The 17,698-nt window shown below is 62.9% G+C and carries 17 protein-coding genes; 13 read left to right on the forward strand and 4 right to left on the reverse strand.

Annotated elements, in window-relative coordinates:
* Window positions 1-131 precede the first annotated feature (131 nt).
* The 3 genes from AAFN84_RS04750 (at window position 132) to AAFN84_RS04760 (ending at window position 4,213) form a co-directional block, all read left to right on the forward strand.
* Entirely contained in the window at window positions 132-1,121 is a 990-nt protein-coding gene (locus tag AAFN84_RS04750; protein ID WP_347513350.1) for a TerC family protein, read from the forward strand.
* A 137-nt stretch (window positions 1,122-1,258) separates the two neighbouring features.
* Complete coding sequence (gene ilvD, locus AAFN84_RS04755; protein ID WP_347513351.1) at window positions 1,259-3,094, forward strand: dihydroxy-acid dehydratase; 1,836 nt, start codon at window positions 1,259-1,261, stop codon at window positions 3,092-3,094.
* A gap of 315 nt (window positions 3,095-3,409) precedes the next feature.
* Entirely contained in the window at window positions 3,410-4,213 is an 804-nt protein-coding gene (locus AAFN84_RS04760) for a tetratricopeptide repeat protein (protein ID WP_347513352.1), read from the forward strand.
* 33 nt (window positions 4,214-4,246) lie between these two features.
* Here the strand turns inward: AAFN84_RS04760 and xth are convergent, their stop codons facing one another.
* Complete coding sequence (gene xth, locus AAFN84_RS04765; RefSeq protein WP_347513353.1) at window positions 4,247-5,032, reverse strand: exodeoxyribonuclease III; 786 nt, start codon at window positions 5,030-5,032, stop codon at window positions 4,247-4,249.
* 4 nt (window positions 5,033-5,036) lie between these two features.
* Window positions 5,037-5,387, reverse strand: coding sequence for an iron-sulfur cluster insertion protein ErpA (erpA, locus tag AAFN84_RS04770; RefSeq protein WP_347513354.1), 351 nt, complete (start codon window positions 5,385-5,387; stop codon window positions 5,037-5,039).
* Between the two features lie 97 nt (window positions 5,388-5,484).
* Here erpA and AAFN84_RS04775 point away from each other — a divergent pair, with 97 nt between their 5' ends.
* The 10 genes from AAFN84_RS04775 to tatC all read left to right on the forward strand — a co-directional run bounded on the left by AAFN84_RS04775 (window position 5,485) and on the right by tatC (window position 17,026).
* The gene (locus AAFN84_RS04775) at window positions 5,485-6,699 is read left to right on the forward strand and encodes a deoxyguanosinetriphosphate triphosphohydrolase (RefSeq protein WP_347513355.1); all 1,215 of its coding nucleotides are present in this window, start codon (window positions 5,485-5,487) and stop codon (window positions 6,697-6,699) included.
* A gap of 52 nt (window positions 6,700-6,751) precedes the next feature.
* Window positions 6,752-8,509, forward strand: coding sequence for an arginine--tRNA ligase (gene argS, locus AAFN84_RS04780; RefSeq protein ID WP_347513356.1), 1,758 nt, complete (start codon window positions 6,752-6,754; stop codon window positions 8,507-8,509).
* Between the two features lie 100 nt (window positions 8,510-8,609).
* Complete coding sequence (locus tag AAFN84_RS04785; protein WP_347513357.1) at window positions 8,610-11,354, forward strand: SPOR domain-containing protein; 2,745 nt, start codon at window positions 8,610-8,612, stop codon at window positions 11,352-11,354.
* A 106-nt stretch (window positions 11,355-11,460) separates the two neighbouring features.
* Entirely contained in the window at window positions 11,461-12,486 is a 1,026-nt protein-coding gene (gene nagZ, locus AAFN84_RS04790; protein ID WP_347513358.1) for a beta-N-acetylhexosaminidase, read from the forward strand.
* Between the two features lie 42 nt (window positions 12,487-12,528).
* Window positions 12,529-13,341 carry a ScpA family protein gene (locus AAFN84_RS04795; RefSeq protein ID WP_347513792.1) on the forward strand — a complete coding sequence of 271 codons (813 nt, stop codon included), beginning with the start codon at window positions 12,529-12,531 and terminating at the stop codon, window positions 13,339-13,341.
* On the forward strand, window positions 13,334-14,065 hold the full coding sequence (gene scpB / locus AAFN84_RS04800; protein WP_347513359.1) for an SMC-Scp complex subunit ScpB: 732 nt from the start codon (window positions 13,334-13,336) through the stop codon (window positions 14,063-14,065). Before AAFN84_RS04795 ends, scpB begins: the two co-directional genes overlap by 8 nt.
* 82 nt (window positions 14,066-14,147) lie before the next feature.
* Complete coding sequence (locus tag AAFN84_RS04805; RefSeq protein WP_347513360.1) at window positions 14,148-15,245, forward strand: ABC transporter ATP-binding protein; 1,098 nt, start codon at window positions 14,148-14,150, stop codon at window positions 15,243-15,245.
* Window positions 15,246-15,300: 55 nt separating this feature from the next.
* Window positions 15,301-15,522, forward strand: coding sequence for a twin-arginine translocase TatA/TatE family subunit (locus AAFN84_RS04810; RefSeq protein ID WP_347513361.1), 222 nt, complete (start codon window positions 15,301-15,303; stop codon window positions 15,520-15,522).
* 44 nt (window positions 15,523-15,566) lie between these two features.
* On the forward strand, window positions 15,567-16,196 hold the full coding sequence (gene tatB, locus AAFN84_RS04815; protein WP_347513362.1) for a Sec-independent protein translocase protein TatB: 630 nt from the start codon (window positions 15,567-15,569) through the stop codon (window positions 16,194-16,196).
* The gene (tatC, locus tag AAFN84_RS04820; RefSeq protein WP_347513363.1) at window positions 16,193-17,026 is read left to right on the forward strand and encodes a twin-arginine translocase subunit TatC; all 834 of its coding nucleotides are present in this window, start codon (window positions 16,193-16,195) and stop codon (window positions 17,024-17,026) included. Before tatB ends, tatC begins: the two co-directional genes overlap by 4 nt.
* A 37-nt stretch (window positions 17,027-17,063) precedes the next feature.
* Here tatC and AAFN84_RS04825 read toward each other — a convergent pair whose 3' ends face one another.
* Both AAFN84_RS04825 and AAFN84_RS04830 read right to left on the reverse strand, forming a co-directional pair.
* A complete protein-coding gene (locus AAFN84_RS04825; protein ID WP_347513364.1) occupies window positions 17,064-17,204 on the reverse strand; it encodes a hypothetical protein in 141 nt (46 codons plus the stop codon).
* Between the two features lie 304 nt (window positions 17,205-17,508).
* The gene (locus AAFN84_RS04830; protein WP_347513365.1) at window positions 17,509-17,673 is read right to left on the reverse strand and encodes a hypothetical protein; all 165 of its coding nucleotides are present in this window, start codon (window positions 17,671-17,673) and stop codon (window positions 17,509-17,511) included.
* Window positions 17,674-17,698: the final 25 nt, after the last annotated feature.

Genomic DNA, 17,698 nt, shown 5'->3' on the forward strand with positions numbered 1-17,698 from the left:
ATGTCGCGCGACAATGCATCATGTGTCGCGTTGTCACCCGGGCCGGGCCCCTCTGGCAGGCGAGGCGTCGCCTGTGATGTCGGACCGATCGACGACGCGCTGACGCGGCGCTACCGAAAAACCCCATAACCATGTTTGATCACGAATGGCTCTGGCCTGGATTCCTGGCGTTCGTCGCCTTGATCCTTTTCTTCGACCTTTTTGTCCTTCATCGCAGGGACCACGTTATCTCGACCAAGGAAGCGCTCGTCACCGTCGGCGGTTACGTCTCTCTGGCGATGCTCTTCGGCGCTTCCATCTTCTATTTCGAGGGCGCCCAGCGTGGCTCGGAGTTCCTGACCGGCTACCTCGTCGAACAGGCTCTGTCTCTCGACAACATCTTCGTCATCGCGCTGATCTTCGCCTACTTCAAAGTGCCTCAGGAAGCGCAGTACCGGGTTCTCTTCTACGGCATCGTCGGCGCGATCGTCATGCGGCTGTCGCTGATCGTGCCGGGCGTGAAGCTCGTCGAGCAGTTCTGGTGGGTGGGTGCGCTACTCGGCATCGTGCTGCTGGTGTCCGGCTACAAAATGATGACCTCGGACGGCGACATGGCCGATCCCGGCAACAGCCGCGTGGTCAAATGGCTCCGCTCGACCGGCCGCGTGACGGAAACCTTCGAGGGCTCGAAGTTCTTTACGCGTCGCAACGGCGTGCTCTTCATGACGCCGCTTTTCCTGGTGCTCGTGACGGTGGAGATCACCGACCTCGTCTTTGCGGTGGACTCCATCCCCGCGGTGTTGGCGATCTCGAACGACCCGTTCATTGTCTTCTCGTCGAACGTGTTCGCGATCATGGGCCTGCGTGCCCTGTTCTTCGTGCTTTCGGGCATGATGCGCGAGTTTCGCTTTCTCAAGCACGGTCTTTCGCTCGTGCTGATCTTCGTCGGTGCGAAGATGCTCGTGCAGCATTGGTACAAGCTGCCATCGGAGCTGTCGCTTGGCGTGGTCGGGCTTCTCATTCTCGGCTCCGTCGTGGCCTCGATGATCTTCAAGGAAGAGAGCAAGCCTGAACACACGCCCGACGAAGTGGCCGAGTTGGAGCGTAAAGCGCACCACGAAGGCGAGGCTGGCAAGGTCTGAACCGGCAGCCTTGCCTATTGACGGCTTGAAAGCTGGACCGTATCGGAGAGGTGTACTCTCCGGTACGGTCGATTTCATCCGAGCCGTTTTTCCGGTATTGATTGGCTAGCCAAGAAAAAACCTGAACTGGAAACGCCATGCCTGCCTATCGCTCTCGCACCACCACCCACGGCCGCAACATGGCCGGCGCGCGCGGCCTCTGGCGCGCCACCGGCATGAAGGACGGCGACTTCGGCAAGCCCATCATCGCCGTGGTCAACTCCTTCACCCAGTTCGTGCCTGGCCACGTGCACCTGAAGGATCTCGGCCAGCTCGTGGCGCGGGAGATCGAGGCGGCCGGTGGCGTTGCCAAGGAATTCAACACCATCGCGGTCGATGACGGCATCGCGATGGGGCATGACGGCATGCTCTATTCGCTGCCGTCACGCGAGATCATCGCGGATTCGGTCGAGTACATGGTCAATGCGCACTGCGCCGACGCCATGGTCTGCATCTCGAACTGCGACAAGATCACGCCCGGCATGCTCAATGCCGCCATGCGGCTGAACATTCCTTCCGTCTTCGTTTCCGGCGGCCCGATGGAGGCCGGCAAGGTGGTGCTGAAAGGCAAGACGCATGCGCTCGACCTGGTCGATGCGATGGTCGCGGCTGCCGACGACAGCGTCTCCGAAGAAGACGTCAACATCATCGAGCGCTCGGCGTGCCCCACCTGCGGCTCCTGCTCCGGCATGTTCACCGCGAATTCGATGAACTGCCTGACCGAAGCGCTCGGCCTGTCGCTTCCCGGCAACGGCTCGACCCTTGCGACACACGCGGATCGTCGCCGCCTGTTCGTCGAAGCCGGCCATCTCATCGTCGACATTGCGCAGCGCTATTACGAGCAGGAGGATGACAGCGTCCTGCCGCGTAACGTCGCCAACAAGCGGGCATTTGAGAATGCGATGTCGCTCGACATCGCGATGGGTGGCTCGACCAACACCATCCTGCACATCCTGGCTGCCGCCCACGAGGGCGAAATCGACTTCACGCTGGATGATATCGACCGTCTGTCGCGCAACGTTCCGTGCCTGTCGAAGGTGGCGCCGGCCAAGAGCGACGTGCACATGGAAGACGTTCACCGCGCCGGCGGTATCATGCGAATCCTCGGCGAGTTGGAGCGCGGCGGCCTGATCCATCGCGATACGCCCACGGTTCACGCGGCGACACTGGGCGACGCCATCGACCGGTGGGACATCACCCGCACCAAGAGCGCGACGGTGCACGACTTCTTCAAGGCGGCGCCGGGCGGAATCCCGACACAGACCGCGTTCAGCCAGGCGGCACGCTGGGACGAACTCGACGTTGACGGCGTGAACGGTGTCATCCGCTCCGTCGAACACCCATTCTCCAAGGATGGCGGGCTTGCGGTGCTGACGGGGAACATCGCGCTCGACGGCTGTGTGGTCAAGACGGCAGGGGTCGACGAATCGATCCTGAAATTCTCCGGTCCCGCTGTGGTCTTCGAGAGCCAGGACGCCGCGGTGAAGGGTATTCTCGGCAACGAGGTCAAGGCCGGCGACGTGGTCGTGATCCGCTACGAAGGACCGAAGGGCGGACCGGGGATGCAGGAGATGCTGTATCCGACGAGCTATCTCAAGTCCAAGGGCCTTGGGAAAGCCTGTGCGCTGCTGACCGACGGCCGCTTTTCGGGCGGTACCTCCGGCCTTTCCATCGGGCACGCCTCGCCAGAGGCCGCGCAAGGGGGGACGATCGGCCTGGTGCGCAATGGCGACATCGTCGAGATCGATATCCCCAACCGGACGATCAACCTCGCCGTTGCCGAAGACGAGCTCGCGGCACGGCGTTCCGAGCAGGACAGGCTGGGCTGGAAGCCGGCTGCGCCGCGCAAGCGCAACGTGACCACCGCACTCAAGGCCTATGCCGCCTTTGCAGCCAGTGCTGACAAGGGTGCAGTGCGCATCCTGCCGGAATAGGGGCCTCACAAGGCCGCCGGAAACGCCTGAACGCCCGTGCTCTGCACGGGCGTTTTTCATTGTGTCGATTCGGCAACACTCTCTCAACATCACTTGCGCTATGGTTCCTGCGGATGGGGAATTGCCTACTTCCCGCCATAAACCGGGAGCTACCTCGGATGGACTTTTGAAGGCGCTAGTTGCGCCTAGGAAGACGACGAGGCCGCCTCCGATTGCGGCAAGGATCATGATGAAAGCGCATGCCAAACCGACCAATTTGAACATCGTCTGCGTGACAGCGAGCTCCTCTCCGATTCTTTGGGGAAAAGCTTGATCATGGGCGTGTTTCACTATGTCAGGGCAGGGATGATCTGCAGCATTGCTGCCGGTGCATTGGGCGTGACGGTTCCCGCACATGCACTCGATCAGTCCATCATAGGCACGCCCGAAGAGGAGCGTAGCCCTTGGGCGGTATTCCGCTTCGGCTTCACGGCCTATCAGAGCGGCCAGAAGGAACAGGCCGTCGAGGCCTATCGCTACGCCGCCGAGAATGGTCAGCTCGGCGCGCGCTGGAAGCTGGCGCGCATGTACGCCGAAGGCGACGGCGTGAAGCGCAACGACTATGAAGCGTTCAAGTTCTTCCAGGCCATCGCGGCGCAGGACGTCGAGCCCGGCTCGCCCGAGGAAACCTACGTATCGGACGCGCTCGTGGCACTTGGCGGCTATGCGCGGACGGGCATTCCCGGCACGCCCGTACAGCCCAACATGACGGCCGCGCAGGACTACTACATGCGCGCGGCGGCGACCTACCGCAATCCGCAGGCGCAGTTCGAGATCGGCAAGATGTTCCTCAAGGGCGAAGGTGGCATCAAGACCAGCATCCAGCAGGCGGGGCGCTGGCTGCAACTGGCTGCCGAAAAGGGCCATGCCGGTGCACAGGCCACACTGGGCAACCTGCTTTTCCAGAGCGGTCGCGCGGTGCGTGGGCTGGCGATGATGACGGCCGCACTGGAGCGGGCCGCACCGAACGACAAGTCCTGGATTCGAAGCATGCAGGAAGAGGCATTCGCTCTGGTCCAGGAAGCCGATCGTCGCACCGCAATCGCACTGGCGCAGGACATGCTCGCCAAGGGCGACTGAGGCTTTTCCTTATGACTGAGGGAGAGGTCGCGTTCAGTTGAAGCGCAACTGCGCGATCGCTGGCACGTGGTCGGACGGCTTTTCCCAGGCGCGGACATGCTTTTCGATAGACGCGCCGGCCAGCAATCCGGCAGCTTCCGGCGACATCAGCAGGTGGTCAATGCGGATGCCGTTGTTCTTCTGCCAGGCGCCGGCCTGATAGTCCCAGAAGGTGAATGCCTGCTCGTCGCTCACAGCGCGGAACGCGTCGGTGAATCCCAGATATTCAAGACGGCGAAGTGCTCCGCGTGTTTCCGGCTGGAACAGAGCGTCGTTGACCCATTGTTCCGGATATCGCGCGTCGATCGGCTGCGGGATGACATTGTAGTCTCCCGCAAGGATCAAAGCCTCCTCCAGTGCGAGTCGTTCGGCCGCCCAGCGCTCCAGCCGCGCCATCCAGCGCAGCTTGTAGCCGAACTTGCGATCCTCGGCGATGGGGTTGCCGTTGGGGAGGTAAAGGGAAACGACGCGCAGCGCGCCCTTTTCCGTTGAGAAGACGCCCTCGATGAAGCGCGCCTGCTCATCCTCATCATCGCCGGGCAGGCCACGATTGACCTCGTCAAACCGGACTTTTGAAAGCAGCGCGACGCCATTGAAGCCTTTTTGTCCATGCGTCTCCACATGGTAACCCAGCGCCTCGATCTCGAGCCGAGGGAAGTTCTCGTCAACGCTCTTGATTTCCTGGAGGCATACGATGTCCGGCTGGCTCTCATTGAGCCAATGGACGAGATTTTCAATCCGCGCCTTGACGCCGTTGATGTTCCAAGTCGCGATTTTCATCGCGTCAGATCGAGAAGGATGTGCCGCAGCCGCACGATGCGACGGCATTGGGATTCCTGATCTGGAAGGACTGGCCCATCAGGTCGTCGACGAAGTCGATCACCGAACCGCCCATATAGACGAGCGACAGATCGTCGATCAGCACGGTCGCGCCATCCTTCTCGATGACGACGTCGTCATCGTTGCGCTCCGCGACGAGATCCATCTTGTAGGAGAAGCCGGAGCAGCCGCCACCTTCCACGGAAACCCGCAGCGCCGTCTTGTCCGGTTCCTTGGCAAGAATCTGATTGATCCGGCGCGCCGCCGACTCGCTCATCTCCACACCCTTCATTCCGTTCTTCGCATCGACGCCCATGGCTGTCACCTTGCATTCGCGTTCCCGCAATAGGTATGAAGCGTATGGGGTCAAGTCAACAAGTCCGCGCATCACGTTGCGGCGTCAGGTGACGTAATTGTCAGCACCGTTCGACGGTATCGGTTTCGGCTACAGGCCGCGCGCAGCTTTTGCGTGCGATCCGGCGCTGTCACGTGGGCGGTTCTTCAGCGAGCCGGAAAGCCCGACACGGACACCGTTCCAGCGCGACCGCGACCGCATCATTCATTCCACGGCCTTCCGGAGGCTGAAGCACAAGACCCAGGTGTTCATCGCGCATGAGGGTGACCATTACCGCACCCGATTGACCCATTCGATCGAGGTTGCACAGATCGCACGGGCGCTGGCGCGGGCGCTGAGCGTCGATGAAGATCTGGCCGAGGCGATCGCGCTGGTGCACGATTTCGGCCACACGCCCTTCGGCCATACCGGGGAAGACGCGCTGAACGAGGTGATGGCGCCGTGGGGTGGCTTCGACCACAATGCCCAGTCGTTGCGTATCGTCACGCGGATCGAGCGGCGCTACGCCGAGTTCGACGGCCTTAACCTCACATGGGAGACGCTGGAAGGGCTGGTGAAGCACAATGGCCCGCTGACCGACACCAACGGGCGTGGGTTGAAGGGCAACGTACCTGACACGATCCTCAATTTCTCGACGCTTTTCGATCTTGAGTTGAGCAAATTTGCGTCCATCGAAGCGCAGGCAGCCGCGATCGCCGACGACATTGCCTACAACACGCATGACATCGACGATGGTTTGCGTGCCGGTCATCTTTCGCTGGAGATGCTGGAGGCCATTTCGCTTCCCGCGGGGATACTGGCCGGGGTTCGCGCGCGCTATCCGCGTCTCGATGACGTTCGCACCGGCCATGAACTCATGCGCAGGCAGATCACCGCCATGGTCGAGGACGTCATCGCCACGGCGCGAGCCAACCTTGCGCTGGTAGCGCCCGCTTCTTCGCAGGACGTGCACGCGGCGGGGCGGACGATCGTCAGCTTTTCGCCAGAGATGGCGGCACAGGAAAAGGAACTGAAGACATTCCTTTACGCCAATCTTTATCGCCATCCTGACGTCATGACCGTGCGTGCCGGCGCCGACACCATCGTGCGCGACCTGTTCGGCCACTATTTCGCCACCCCGCGCGACATGCCGGAAGGCTGGCGCGAGGGGCTGGACCGTGCCGAGGACCGCATCAAGGCGCGCGACGTCGCCGATTTCATCGCCGGCATGACCGATACCTATGCGATCAAGGAGCACCGCCGGCTGTTTGACCGGACTCCCGATTTGGGCTAGGGCCACCCCCGAGCCGACCCTACAGGCACGACAATCACCGAGACACTTTGCCATGAACATTTTCGCGCAGTTCACCTCGCGCATCACGAAGGCCATCGAAACGCTGGGATTGACGCCGCAGGCCGGCGGCGTGCTCGATCTGTCGCGCGTCACCGTCGAGCCGCCGCGTGATCCGACCCATGGCGACCTGGCGACGAATGCGGCCATGGTGCTGGCGAAGAACGTCGGCGAAAACCCCAGGGCGCTGGCCGAGCGGCTGGCCGAAGCGTTGCGTGCCGACCCCGACGTGGCAGCCGTGGAAGTGGCCGGGCCGGGCTTCGTCAATCTGCGCCTCGCCGACGGCTTCTGGCAGACGCGGCTGGGCGACATGCTGGAGGCAGGACAGGATTACGGGCGGTCGCGCATCGGCGCCGACCACAAGGTCAATGTCGAGTATGTCTCCGCCAATCCCACCGGACCGATGCATGTCGGGCATTGTCGCGGTGCGGTGGTCGGCGATGCGCTGGCCAACATCATGGCCTTTGCCGGCTACGACGTGACCAAGGAATACTACATCAACGACGCAGGCGCGCAGATCGAGGTGCTGGCTCGTTCCGTGATGCTGCGCTATCGCGAGGCGCTTGGCGAGACGATCGGCGAGATTCCTGCCGGCCTCTATCCGGGTGACTATCTCGTGCCTGTCGGCCAAGCCCTGGCAGGCGAGTTCGGCGCAAGGCTGTTGTCGATGCCCGAGGAAGAAGCGCTTGCGATCGTCAAGGACCGCACCATCGATGCGATGATGGTGATGATCCGCGAGGATCTCGCGGCCCTGAACGTCAATCACGACGTCTTCTTTTCGGAGCGCACGCTGCATTCGGGCAATGGCGGCAGAATACGTTCCGCCATCAACGATCTCACGCTCAAGGGCCACGTCTACAAGGGCAAGCTGCCGCCACCCAAGGGCGAGAAGAGCGATGACTGGGAGGATCGCGAGCAGACGCTGTTCCGGTCGACCGAAGTGGGGGACGACGTGGATCGCCCGCTGATCAAGTCCGATGGCTCGTACACCTACTTCGCCGCCGATGTGGCCTACATGGATGACAAGATCGACCGCGGCTTCGAGCAGTTGATCTTCATTCTCGGCGCCGACCACGGCGGCTACGTGAAGCGGATGGAAGCACTCGGCAAGGCGCTTTCGGACGGCGCGGTCGACGTCACCATCCTGCTGTGCAATCTGGTGAAGCTGTTTCGCGACGGCGAGCCTGTTCGCATGTCCAAGCGGGCCGGGGAGTTCGTCACCTTGCGCGACGTCGTCGACGAGGTCGGGCGCGACCCGATCCGGTTTATGATGCTCTATCGAAAGAGCACCGAGCCGCTGGACTTCGATTTCGCCAAGGTCACGGAGCAATCGAAGGACAATCCGGTCTTTTACGTCCAGTACGCCTCGGCACGCTGCCACTCCGTCTTCAGGCAGGCCAAGGAGCAGTTGGGCGAAGGATGGATCGAGCGCGGCGCGATGAAAACGGCCGCGCGCAGGCTCTCCGACGAGGGCGAGATTTCGATCATTCGAAAGCTTGCCGAATACCCGCGCCTGATCGAGGCCGCCGCCCAGTCGATGGAGCCGCACCGGCTGGCGTTCTACCTCTACGATCTGTCCCAGACCTTCCATGCGCACTGGAACCGCGGCACCGACAACACCGACTTACGCTTTATTAAGGTTAACGACCCAGAATTGACCTACGCCAGGCTGGGTCTGGTGCAGGCCGTTGCGGACGTCTTGGCGTCCGGGCTGGCGCTGGTCGGTGCGGAGGCACCCGCCGAAATGCGCTAGAAACGCGGGATTCCTGTCACCTTTTACCCACAATGCACTGGTAGGGCCGAAGTCAAGTGACGTCGCCGGCGTCCGACCGAGTATGAGTGCGGGAAAAAGCATGGCTGACAGCAACCACACCACACGTGATGATTTTGCAGGCTTTTCTGACGACGACCCGTTCGCGGAACTGACGCGAATCATGGGGCATGATCCCCGTGGAGCGCAGAATCCGCCAGCGCCGGTCGATCCTGAACCGGCTTCGCATGCCGCGGCGGCCGGGCAGGGCGCGTTCGAAGACGATTTCGACATCGACCTCGAACAGGAATTGATGGGCGAACTCGACTTCTACGAATTCGAGGAGCAGCCGGAAGTAGCAACCGAGCAGGCTGACGCAATGTCGTCGTCCGAAAGCTACCACCACGCGGACCATGCATCGGCTCCCGTCGAGCATGATCAGCGAACTCAATACGCCGACTCCAGGGACAGCGCGTTTGCCGATCGGAGCAACGAAGGCGCGAGCGCGGACGCTATCGAGCCCGACGTGTCTTATCACGGCGCGGAGCAGGATATCGCGTATGGCGACGATTTCGGCGATGCGCTCGAGCGCGAACTGATGGGCGATGCCTACGTTGCCGACTATCGCGACCAGCAGGAGATCGAGACAGCACCCCTTGCCGACGAGGAGCCGACAGCGGCTATCGATCCGCAACCGATACACGATGAACTGTCGGCCGAATGGGACAATCGGCCAGTGCAGCAAGCAAGCGACCCCTGGGAAGCGGAGGCGAGCGCATCGAGCGGAGTTGAGGCGTCGAGCCAGTCGTTCGAGCCTGCAATCATTGAAGAGCCTGCTGCTGAACTGACGCTTGAAGACGAACTTCACGCTCTCCTTTCTGATGATGCTCCGACAACTGTATCCCCTCAGCCCATGGAAAGCTGGGCGCCTGTGGCGAGTGCGCTTGGACGCGCGAATTTTGCTGCGGCTCGGCCAAGCCAACCAATCGCGTCGGCACCGTTCGCTGGCTACGACGGCGAACCAGCCGCGTCCAGCCATGTGAATGATCGGGTAGACGACCTGCGCAGGCACGAAGACGAGCTTTCCGCACAAGGCGAGGTCGAGGAATTCACTCCGGCCGAAGACGAATTCGACGACATCTTTGGCGGCGAGCTCGATTTCGACGTCGAGGCGAGCGACATGCAACCCTCAAACCCGGAGCCTGCACCGATTCCCGACGTATCGGGACTGGACGTGCTGGCTGCCTGGACGCCGGAGCGCGAACGGATTGCGCAGCCTGTGTTCCAGGGAGGTGGCTACAACGCACCTTCGGCACCTTCCGCTCCTGCTGCGGACGATGCGCCCGAGATCGAGACAATCGATCTCCAGGAGGCGCCGATCGCGATGGCGGATGATCTCGAGATACCGGATGTTGCCTACGACACACCCGCGGCTGCCTCCGGCCCGTATGACGACCTTGAGGGGGAGATTGCCGAAGCTTTCGGAGACTTGTCGCTCGAGGATCCGGATGCTGCCACCAGTGCAGCGCAGCTTGAACCTTCGATGGAGTGGAGCGGCACTGCGGCGGCTACCGGCGGCGTTGCCGCAGGAGCGGCATATTCTATGGCCAGTGGCGGGGAATCGACTCATCGCGAGGCCGAAAGCAACTACGGTTTCGGCCAGGCCGCATGGGAAGCATCGCCCGCTCCCAAGACGCAGGATGACTTCGACTATGAAGCCGACCTCGACGAGGCTATCGCTATGGCGGCTTACGAAGAGGACGAGCCGGTAGCGTCAAACCGTCGACGCCGTGGTCCGATGATTGCGGCGATCGTCGCCGGGGTCGCGGTCTTCGGTGGAGCCGGGGTGCTTGCCATGTCGCTCTTCGGCGGTGGTTCCGACGCGCCAGCCGTGGTGCTCGCCGATACCGAACCAATGAAGGTGAAGCCGGAGAATCCGGGTGGGGTCACCGTGCCCAACCAGGACAGCCAGGTCTACCAGCGCGTCGCCACCGGCGAGCCTGAGCCGGCACCCGAGCAGGCGCAGCTCATATCCACCGCGGAGGAGCCGGTCGACGTTACTGCTCAAGGCAACAACGCGACAGCGCTCCCGCCAGGCATTACCGACGAGATCGCGGAAGCCGCCGGGCCCGGGGCAGGCGACGGGATTGAAAAGTCGGAGGAGCGTCTCCAGCCCACCGACGAGGCCGAGACGTCCGGCCTTTCGCAAGACGTTGCCGTCGTTGCTCCCCGTCGCGTTCGCACGATGATCGTGCGCCCGGACGGAACCATGGTACCGCGCGAGGAGACGACACCGGCTTCGGCCGCGCCCCAGACCGGCGAAACGGTGATCGCCGCGGCGCCTCTGGCCGGCGCGACGACGCTTCAGGCGCCGGGGGCTCCCGCCGCTGCCACATTGCCGGGCATCGAGGCTGCCGGCGAGGACGATGCTGGCCCGCAGGTCGATACGCCTGACACCGTTGGCGTGGTCCCCTCCCAGCGTACGGAGCCGACCACTGCTGTTGCCGCTGCGCCGCGCGTGGTTCAGCAGCCGGAAGTCGCACAGCGACCGGCCGCCACTCCCGTTTCGGCGCCCGCCACGCCGGCACCGACAGCCGCAGCGTCGAGCGAGTGGTCGATGCAGATCGCCTCGCAGCCGACAGCTGACGGGGCCCAGTCCACCTATCAGGACCTTGCGCGGCGTTATGGCGACGTGCTCGCCGGACGCGGCGTCAACATCGTGCGCGCGGATATCCAGGGCAAAGGAACGTATTACCGAGTCCGCATCCCTGCCACGAACCGCGACGAAGCGATCCAGTTGTGCACCCGCTACAAATCGGCCGGAGGAAGCTGTTTCGTTTCGCGCTGAGCGATTGCCCACGGCCATCACGTTTTCAAGCCGCCGCGCGCCCGACGCGCGGCGGCTTCGTGTTTATGACGATGCGGAGTGCCTCGCTTCCGTCTAGGATCGTGGGATGAGCGAATCAGTTTCCAAAGCACTCATTCTTGGCTCGTCCGGGCCATCCCTGACCTCCGACGAGGCTGCATTCTTCCGCGACGAACGGCCCTGGGGCTTCATCGTCTTCGCGCGCAACATCGTCGAGCCGCAACAACTGCGCGACCTAGCAGCGTCGATGCGGGACTGCGTGGGACGTGACGACGCCCCCGTGTTCATCGATCAGGAAGGCGGCCGTGTGCAGCGCCTGCGTCCGCCCATGGCGCCGGACTACCCGCCTGCCGCGACGCTCGGAAGCATGTACGGCCGCGACCGCCAAGCCGGCCTGCGTGCCGCATGGCTCCTGTCGCGGCTTCATGCGTTCGACCTCTTGCGCTACGGCATCAATGCCGACTGCCTCCCTGTGCTCGATGTGCCGGTCGCCGGCGCCCATGACGTGATCGGCAATCGCGCCTACGGCCATGAGCCCGGCATCGTTGCCGCGATGGGACGCGCGGCGATGCAAGGGCTGCAATCGGGCGGCGTCCTGCCGGTAATCAAGCACATTCCCGGCCATGGACGCGCATTCGCCGACAGCCATCATCAACTTCCGGTGGTCGATGCGCCGCTCGACGAACTGCGCGCGCATGACTTTCCGCCATTCAAGGCGCTGTCGGATGCGCCAATGGCGATGACGGCGCACGTGGTATACACCGCCATCGATCCCGATAGGCCTGCCACGACTTCGCACGACGCCATCGAGCAGGTCATTCGCGGCGAACTGGGTTTCGATGGGCTGCTGATGAGCGACGATGTCTCGATGAAGGCGCTTTCTGGGGATTTCTCGGACAGAACCCATGCTATACTTGCGGCAGGTTGCGATGTCGTCCTTCACTGTAATGGCGTCATGGACGAGATGCGCGCGGTGGCCGAGCGAGCGCCGGCGCTGACTGGCAGGGCGCTGGCACGCGCCCACGCGGCCCTGCAAGGGTTGGGCAGGCATGACGGCGCGGATGAAACGCAACTGAGAGACGAATTCGCCGCCTTGTTCGAGGTGGCAGCGTAGGACAGCCAAGTGAGCGGACCGAACGACGCCATGGCAACCCCGATGGATCGGATCTGGGGCGAAACCGAGCCGGAGAGAGGGGTCTCCGAACCGTCGCTCGTCGTCGACGTGGCGGGCTTTGAGGGCCCGCTCGACTTGCTGTTGCATCTGGCGCGCAACCAGAAAGTCGACCTAGCGCGGATATCCGTACTGGCACTGGTCGAGCAGTACATCGCGTTCATCGAGCACGCGCGTCGCCTGCGGCTCGAACTTGCCGCCGACTATCTCGTCATGGCGGCCTGGCTCGCCTTCCTGAAATCCAAGCTCCTGATTCCCCGCCCTGCAGGCGATGAGGAGCAGAGCGGCGAGGAACTCGCCGCCGTTCTGCAGTTCCGCTTGCGCCGGCTCGAGGCGATGCGCGACGCTGCGGCCAAGCTCGTCAACCGCGACCGCCTCGGCCGTGACGTCTTTGCTCGCGGCATGCCGGAAACGGAGATCGTTGACCGCCGCAATGAATTTTCTGCCTCGCTCTACGATTTGCTGACCGCCTATGCCGCGCAAAGGCAGCGCCAGGCGATCACCAACGTGCATATCGCCAAGCGCGGCGTGTGGTCTTTGAAGGACGCCCGCGATCTCCTGACGCGGCTGATGGGCGATATCCGCGACTGGACCTCGCTCGATATGTTCCTGATCAGGTTCATGTCGACGCCGGAGGAGCGTGTTACGGCAATTGCGAGTTCATTCGCGGCAAGTCTCGAACTGGTGCGGGAAGGTGAGATCGAGGTGCGCCAGGATGGTGCCTTCGCACCGCTGTTCATGCGCACACGACCAAAGGCGGCCGCGCATGCCGCGCCCGGAGATGTCGTCCGTGAGTGAGACAGGCGCAAAAGTCATCCCCTTCGCGCTCGATGGCCAGGATGAGGGGCCGGAGCGCCAGGTGGGGCGTTTCGATCTCGCGCAGGCGGTCCGGATCGCCGAGGCGATTGTTTTCGCCTCCGCCGAGCCCGTGTCGCGCAAGACGCTGGATGCGCGCCTGCCCGACGGTGCCGACGTCGACGCCGTGATGGAGGAAGTGCGCCGGCAGTATCAGTCGAGGGGCGTCAATCTGGTGCGTGTCGGCGACGCGTGGGCGTTCCGCACCGCTGGCGACCTATCGTTCCTGATGAGCCGCGATGCGGTGCAGCAGAAGAAGCTGTCGCGTGCGGCGCTCGAAGTGCTGGCCATCATTGCCTATCACCAGCCGGTTACGCGGGCGGAGATCGAGGAGATCAGGGGCGTGGAGACGTCGAAGGGCACGATCGACACCTTGATGGAGAGCAGTTGGATCCGCATGCGCGGGCGCCGTCGCACCCCTGGCCGGCCGGTCACATACGGCACAACCGACGCGTTCCTCGATCATTTCGGGCTCGAGGAGATCCGTGACTTGCCGGGCATCGACGAACTCAAGGGAGCGGGATTGCTGTCCCCGCGCATGCCCAGCAATTTTGCCGTGCCGCAACCGCCGTCGGACCTGGACCTCCTGGCCGACGATGAAGACGAACTCACCGACATCGATCTCGAGGAACTCGGCCTCCTGACGCCGCGCGTCACCGAGGATTGAGCAGGCGGCGCCGAAGAACGGTTGCCACGCATCGCCCCGAAGGGATAAGGGGAGGGCGCGACGAGCGCGGGGACTTCTTCGAATGGCGGCAGCTTCGGCGGTGAATGTGACGGCAGGCGTGTCGTTCGCCGCGCGCCTCGCATTCGAAAAGATCAGCCACCAGTTCGTCGCCGGAAACGATACCTTGAAGGACGTCTCCGTTGCCGCCGAACCGGGCGAGGTGCTGTGCCTGCTCGGCCCTTCGGGATCTGGAAAATCGACGATGCTGCGCATCGCGGCCGGCTTCGAGACGCAGACGTCCGGCTCGCTTCTCCTGAATGACCGCGAGATTGCCGGCCCGACTGTCTTCATGCCGCCGGAGCGTCGCTCCATCGGTCTCGTGTTCCAGGATTTCGCGCTCTTCCCCCATCTGACCATTCTTGAAAACGTTCGCTTCGGGCTGACCGCCCTGTCGCGAGACCAGGGGCGCAAGGAGGCGATGATCGCGCTCGACCGGGTCGGACTTTCGCACTACGCGGACGCCTATCCGCAGGTTCTGTCCGGCGGTGAACAGCAGCGCGTCGCGCTTGCCCGCGCGATCGCACCGCGACCGGCCGTATTGTTGATGGATGAGCCGTTTTCGGGTCTGGATTCGCGGTTGAAGGACTCGGTGCGGGCCGACACACTTGCAATTTTGCGTCAAAGCCGCGCCACCGCCATAGTCGTGACACATGATGCAGAGGAGGCAATGCGCATGGGCGACCGGATTGCGCTTCTAAAGGATGGCCGGCTGATGCAGGTGGGCACGGGGCAGGAACTCTACAACACGCCGAAAAGCCTGTTCGCGGCGGGGTTCTTCTCCGAACTCAATGTCTTCGAAGCGCGTGTCGCTGGTGGAATCGCGGATACGCCGCTCGGCCGTTTTCCCGCGAGCGAGCTGGAAGATGGAGCACGCGTCGATGTCGCAGTTCGTCTTTCTGCCTTCGATGTGTCGGCAACGGATGGCGAAATCCAGGCGCGGGTGCTATCACGCCGGTTTCTGGGGGTTGTGGAGTTGCTCGAACTCGCGGTTCCAGGCGCCGAGCGGCCCGTCCGCGCCAGGGTGAGGTGCGGCGCTTTGTCCGGCCTCGACCGAGAAATATGCCTCGCTGTAAGGCAAACCGATGTGCTTGTGTTTGAAAGATCGGACGAAAGCGCATAAATCAACTCCGAGGTCGTGTTAAGACGGCCATGGGAAACATTCGAAAGAGAGTGATATGGGTAGCTTCTCGATTTGGCATTGGCTCATCGTCCTGGTGGTCGTGCTGCTGCTTTTCGGACGCGGCAAGATTCCGGAACTGATGGGCGACATGGCCAAGGGCATCAAGAGCTTCAAGAAGGGCATGACCGACGAAGACGAGGTCGATGGCAAGACCGTCGAGCATCGCCCCGACGAGCCAGTGCGCCAGGCCAACGAAAAGGCCGGCAAGACTTCTTGACGCGCCGCCAGCGTCCACATCGTCCGCGTTGGAGTTGAGAAGCGATGCTAGACATCGGCTGGAGCGAAATGCTGGTGATCGCGGTCGTGGTGATCGTGGTCGTCGGCCCCAAGGAATTGCCGGGAATGCTGCGCACTTTCGGCAAGACCACGTCGAAGCTTCGCGTCATGGCGAATGACTTCCGCAAGCAGTTCGACGAGGCGCTGAAGGAAGCCGAATTGGACGACCTGAAGAAGGTCGCCGACGACGTTCGTTCGCTCAACCCCAAGAACGAGATCAGGAAGGCGCTTTCTCCGATGGAGAAGGCCGCGCAGGATGTGCGGGACGGGCTGAATAATGCGACGAAGCCGGCCGCGAAGCCTCAGGCTTCTCCTGAAGTGGCGTTGGCGGATGCGCCGGCGCGGCCGGCAGAGCCGGCCAAGGCCGGTGCGGCTGCGATTCCCGGAGAAAGCGGCACCGCGGCATCGCCCAAGCCAGCGGTCAATGGCGCGACCGCCAAGCCGGCGAGTGGCCCCGGCAAGGCGCAACGCAGGCCTGCTGCCAAGCCGATAGCCAAAAAGACCGCCACACCTGCAGCGGCCAAGCCGGCTGCCGCGCCGAAGCCTGCAGCAAAACCGAAATCCGCTGCCAAGCCGCGCGCGGCAAAACCGGCGAATGGCGGAGACGTCTCATGAGCAAGGATGTGGACGACATCGACAAGTCGTCGGCACCTCTGATCGAGCACCTCGTCGAGCTGCGCTCGCGGCTGATGTGGTCTCTCGGCGGGTTCTTCGTCGCGTTCCTGATATGCTTCTATTTCGCCAAGCAGATATTCAATGTGCTGGTGCATCCGTTTCAGCTCGCCAGCGCATGGGCAGGGCTCGATCCCACCCGCGTCGACCTGATCTACACCGCTCCTCAGGAATTCTTCTTCACGCAGATCAAGCTCGGCATGTTCGGGGGGCTGCTGCTGGCCTTTCCCGTGATCGCCACGCAGCTCTACCGGTTCGTTGCGCCTGGGCTCTACCGCAACGAGCGCGGCGCCTTCCTGCCGTTCCTGGTGGCTTCGCCGATCCTGTTCATGATGGGCGCGGCCCTGGTCTACTTCTTCTTCATGCCGATGGTGATGTGGTTCTTCCTCGGCATGCAGCAGGTCGGGCCCGACCAGGAAGTTCAGATTTCGCTTCTGCCGCGCGTGTCGGAATATCTCGGCCTGATCATGACGCTTATCCTGGCGTTCGGCCTCGTGTTCCAGCTTCCGGTCGTCACGACCCTGATGGCGCGCGTCGGGCTTCTCTCCGCGCAGGGACTTGTCGACAAGCGCAAATGGGCGATCGTGGTCGCCTTCGTCGTCGCGGCCGTCATCACGCCACCGGATCCGGTCAGCCAGATCGGACTGGCTCTGCCGACGATCATTCTCTACGAGATTTCGATCATCCTCGTTCGGCGCATCGAACGCACGCGCCTGCGTGAGGCGGCTGCCCGCGAGGCCGAAGCCGAGAACGAAAAAGAGCCCGCCGAGTAGGGCGGGCTCCTTCGTCGGTCGGCGAAACCGACCCTGTTCAGTGAACGAGAAATCCGAGCCGCGAGGCAGCCATCGCGCCCGTCTGGCCAGGCATCGTCCTGGAAAGGCGCTGGCGCTCGAGCGCCGTGGTCAGGTTGCCGTCTCGGCGGGCGGAAAAGAAGCGGGAAAAGAGTTTCATGACACGTCTCCATGTAGAACGTTTGATTTCACACGGAGCGGCCTTCGCATTGTGGAGTGGGGTCGCTCGTTGATGCCGCTCATATAGGCGTCCTTTGCCTGGAACAACGCGGCAAATGCGAAGTGCAGCGTGTGGAAAAGCGACACCAAAAACGGCAGTTTGCTGCATAAAACGCCAATTCCACAGGCGCTTCAGCCATTTGGGCCGTTTCGCGCCGGCCATGCGTCTACGTCATGGGCATCATGCCAAGATGCATGCCTGCAGACGTGTCGGGCCGGCGCAAGTGGCATCGCCAGAGTCCTTCCTAGCGGCGCTGAACGCCATCGTCGAAGCGCGACCCGTTTCCGGTCCAGCCGATGTCCTTCTGGATTTCCAGCGGCAGGCTGGCGATCTCAAGATAGGTGTTCATCCGGCGGCGGCGCGTCCGGTAGTCTACCGTGTAGCGGACGATTGAGTGCAGGATCGACATGGTTTCCTCCTTTGCGATCCGCAGC

This window comes from Mesorhizobium sp. CAU 1741, assembly GCF_039839275.1.
Classification (GTDB): domain Bacteria; phylum Pseudomonadota; class Alphaproteobacteria; order Rhizobiales; family Rhizobiaceae; genus Aerobium.